General features: G+C 47.7%; 1 protein-coding gene and 1 pseudogene. One reads left to right on the forward strand and one right to left on the reverse strand.

The features are described 5' to 3' along the window. Positions 1-328 (forward strand): annotated as a pseudogene (locus tag B9T16_RS28480) (efflux RND transporter permease subunit); the annotation flags it as partial. 161 nt (positions 329-489) lie between these two features. Here B9T16_RS28480 and lipB read toward each other — a convergent pair. After that, positions 490-1,164, reverse strand: coding sequence for a lipoyl(octanoyl) transferase LipB (gene lipB, locus B9T16_RS28485; protein ID WP_006618337.1), 675 nt, complete (start codon positions 1,162-1,164; stop codon positions 490-492). Between the last annotated feature and the right edge of the window lie 485 nt (positions 1,165-1,649).

The following is a 1,649-nucleotide window of genomic DNA, read 5'->3' on the forward strand; positions in this document are numbered from 1 at the left end:
GGCTGTCCGCAATGGTTTACTGTTGGTGGATAACTACAACAAGAATCCGAACCGGAGAGGGATGCACTTCAAAGAAGTCATCACTCAAGGCTCCCCGCGAACGTTTGCACGCTATCGGTCAGACCGCTTTAACTTCTGCTCTGGGAATGCTACCCTTGGCGATACTTCTGGCGGGCACGCTGCGCGAACGCACAGAATCCGAACCAGAAATGAAGTTCTACAACCCCTCGCCATCGTGGTATTAGGAGGATTATTCACCTCTACGGCTTTGACCTCCCCCGTCATTCCAGCCTTATATGCCCAGTTTGGCAAGTGGTTAATCCCCCGACTATCTCCTAATCAATGGGAGGAAACTTTCCGCAAGCACTCGCTGCTACCCCAGCAACTCGCTTTCAAAATCTTAGTTTTGATGGGCTCATCCCCCCTTGTGGGGCTCCTTTGGCTCAAGTTATGGCATCGCTGTGCCTACACCTTTTCGGACCCTTGTAATCAGGCGAGGGTGACTCCAAAAACTTCAGCAAAACAGGCGGCGAGAACATCCCGGACTTGCTCGATGGAAATATCCGGGACTAATTCAGCCAGACTCCCTACGGGGAAATCAGAAATACCACAGGGAACGATCGCTTTAAATCCAGTTAAGTCAGGACAAACATTCAAGGCGAACCCGTGCATGGTAATCCAGCGACTGACCTTAATCCCAATGGCTGCTACTTTAGTTTCCCCCACCCAAACCCCTGTCAAACCCTCGATGCGCTGGGACTCAATTCCCCAAACCCTAATTGTCCGAATCAATACTTCTTCTAGTTGGCGCAAATACCAATGTAAGTCCATTTGATGCCGTCGCAGGTTCAAAATCGGATATCCTACCAACTGGCCAGGACAGTGATAGGTGACTTCCCCCCCTCGTTCAACTCTGTACAGTTCATATTCAGACTCATGGGGGTCAAACTTGAGAAATTCAGAACTAGCCCCCTGTCCCAGGGTATAAACGGGCGGGTGTTCTAATAAAATCAAAATATCCTCTAAATTTGGACAATTAATGCGATCGGCCACTAAGTCTTGCTGCCATCTCCAAGCCTGTTGATAAGAAATTAGTCCCAAATTATAAAATTGGCAATAAACCTCATTAGTATCGACAATAGCAACAGGAGTGTCGTCGGGCATGGTAAAATATTCTTATATGAGCGAAACGTTCAGGAGAAGAAATAAGGCTGCAATGCCTGAAATCAACTCCTGGTGGGGTTCCAGCCCCGAGTCTGGATAAATGAAGGTGACATGAACACCCAATAACTGTTTGTATGTCCCGACGCTTGGACTCACCTCCAGGCAAGGAAGGGAATCTCAAGGTCAATATACGGACTGCTGCTGTTAAACGTAGAAGTAGTTATGGTCGAAAGGGAAGTCGCCTTCCCCAACTCCAATTCCAAACCGTGCTTGATACTTTCACATCACACGACTCCTAATGTAGATACCCTATTGTCAGTAGGAACAGGGCTACAACCCCCCGCTTTGTCACCTCAACTTTGGGAGCTAAATACAACACGTAATCTTTAAACTCGCTTTCGTCATAACACTCTTACTTGTCGCAGTCTCTATATCCACACCGTGACTAGTGGGCATATCTTAACCATTACAGTTAGTCATTGGCT

The organism is Arthrospira sp. PCC 8006 (assembly GCF_046480465.1).
GTDB lineage: Bacteria > Cyanobacteriota > Cyanobacteriia > Cyanobacteriales > Microcoleaceae > Limnospira > Limnospira platensis.

Bases quoted from the DNA above. Each gene is read 5' to 3' on its own strand.
- lipB (WP_006618337.1), bottom strand. From the start codon at position 1,164: ATGCCCGACGACACTCCTGTTGCTATTGTCGATACTAATGAGGTTTAT.